The sequence below is a fragment of the Actinomycetota bacterium genome (assembly GCA_005774595.1).
In the GTDB taxonomy this organism is placed as follows: Bacteria; Actinomycetota; Coriobacteriia; order Anaerosomatales; family D1FN1-002; genus D1FN1-002.
Window position 1 is genome coordinate 1 of the sequence record VAUM01000358.1, and the last position, 1,794, is coordinate 1,794.

2 protein-coding genes are annotated in these 1,794 nt (G+C 71.5%); both read right to left on the reverse strand.

Annotated elements, in window-relative coordinates; translation table 11 throughout:
• On the reverse strand, nucleotides 1-1,304 hold a 1,304-nt coding region (locus FDZ70_10065), incomplete at its 3' end, for a DUF4388 domain-containing protein (GenBank protein TLM67836.1).
• 45 nt (nucleotides 1,305-1,349) lie between these two features.
• Nucleotides 1,350-1,700, reverse strand: coding sequence for a hypothetical protein (locus tag FDZ70_10070; protein TLM67837.1), 351 nt, complete (start codon nucleotides 1,698-1,700; stop codon nucleotides 1,350-1,352).
• Nucleotides 1,701-1,794 lie beyond the last annotated feature (94 nt).

The following is a 1,794-nucleotide window of genomic DNA, read 5'->3' on the forward strand; positions in this document are numbered from 1 at the left end:
TCGGGCGCGAGGCCCGGGGACTCCTCGGGGTATGCGGGCGCCTCGGGCTCCGCGGGCGCGACCTCGCCGGCGAACAGGTCCTCCGGCGGCGGCGTCTCGGCGACAGCGGGGAACGCCGACGTGACCTCGGCGGGGGCCTCGGGCACGTCCATGAACGCGCCCAGGTCCTGCTCGGGTTCCGGCGCGGGCGCCTCAGGTTCCGGCGGGGTCTCAGGCACCTCCGGCTCGAGCGCGATCTCGGACTCCGGCGCCGCTTCGGGCGTGAACGCCTCCTCCGGCTCGAAGCCGAGGCCGAGACCCGTGTCGATCGAAGGCTCCTCGGCAGGGACCTCCTCGGCTGGGGCCTCGAGCACGGCGCCCATCATCTGCTCGAAGACCGCCATGTCCTCCGCCGTGGCCGACTGCGCGCCGGCGGACAGGAACGATGGCTCCTCGGCGGGCGGGGACGGCTCTTCGGCGGAGGCCTGCGCATCGTGCGCCGGACGCTTCGACCTCGCCTCGACGGTGAGGTCGGTCTCGCGGCGGATGGCTGCGAGCCGCTCCTCGCGCACGCCGCGCTCCTCGCGCAGCTTGGCGACCTCGTCGTCGGCCGCGATCTCGAGCAGGCCGGCGGAGAACAGGCCGTAGATGATGCGCGCGACCTCGAAGTCCGTGCGGCCGGTGTGCACGGCCAGTTCGGCGACGCTGCGGGTGCCGTCGACGAGCAGCAGCAGCTGCCACTCGATCGGCTTGAGCGAGATCTCGAACGTGCCCTCACCCGGCGCGGTGGCCATCTTGAACACGATGTCCATCGACGGGACCTTCTTCTTGATGCGCGCCCATTCCTCGAGGCGGCGTGCGCCCTCCATCACGACGTTCTCGATGGAGACCGACAGCCCGATGTCCTCCTCGGCCAGCTCGGGCAGCTCCTCGAAGTCGAACTCGCCCTCGTCCCAGCGCATCAGGTCGAAGATGGTGTCCTGGATCTGCTCCTGGACGAAGGCCTCGAGCACCTTCTCGGAGACGTAGCCCTCGTCGACGAGGATGGTGCCGAGTCTCCGGCCGGACGCGCCCTCGGAGGCGCGCACCTCGAGCGCGCGGGTCAGCGCGTTCTGCGTGATGCGCTGGGCCTTGACCATCCGCTCGCCGAGCGGCTCACGATGCCAGTTGGACTGCGCGAAGAAGACGTCGCCGTCGCGGAACCAGACACTGCCCTCGACGCCGTCGGCACGACGGATGCGCAGGACCCCCGTCTTCTTGCTGAACGTGACCAGCTGGAAGACGTCCGGGAGGCTGAAGTCCCGCAAGTTGCCGCGCAAAGCCATCGGTTGGCTCGTCCCGCCCCTTCTGCCGCGTGTCGCGGCGGTCCCTTACCGCAGGATCTCTGCGATCGCCTCTGCAGACTCGCGCATGTCGTAGAGCACGAGCCCGAGCTTGGCATCGATGCCGGCGAGCGAGGTCAGCACCGCGCGGTCGCCCGCGGCGATGAGGACGACGTAGCCGTCCTTCCCCTCGATGAACACCTGCGAGAGGTGTCCCCTCCCCAACTCGGCCGCTGCGCGCTCGCCGAGGCCGAGGATGGCCGCCGACATGGCGCCGACGCGGTCCTCGTGCATGCCTGGAGGCAGCGCGGACGCCATCGTGAAGCCGTCGAGGCTCACGAGCGCCGCGGCTTGGATGTCCGCCGAGCCGTCGAGCAGGCGATCGAGCGCGGCGGCCAGCCGCTGCTCGCGGCTGCCCTCCCTGACCTGCGTCGCGGGACGCGCGGCCGCGGGAGCCGTGGCGCGGATGGGCGCGACGGGAGCGGGCGTGGGC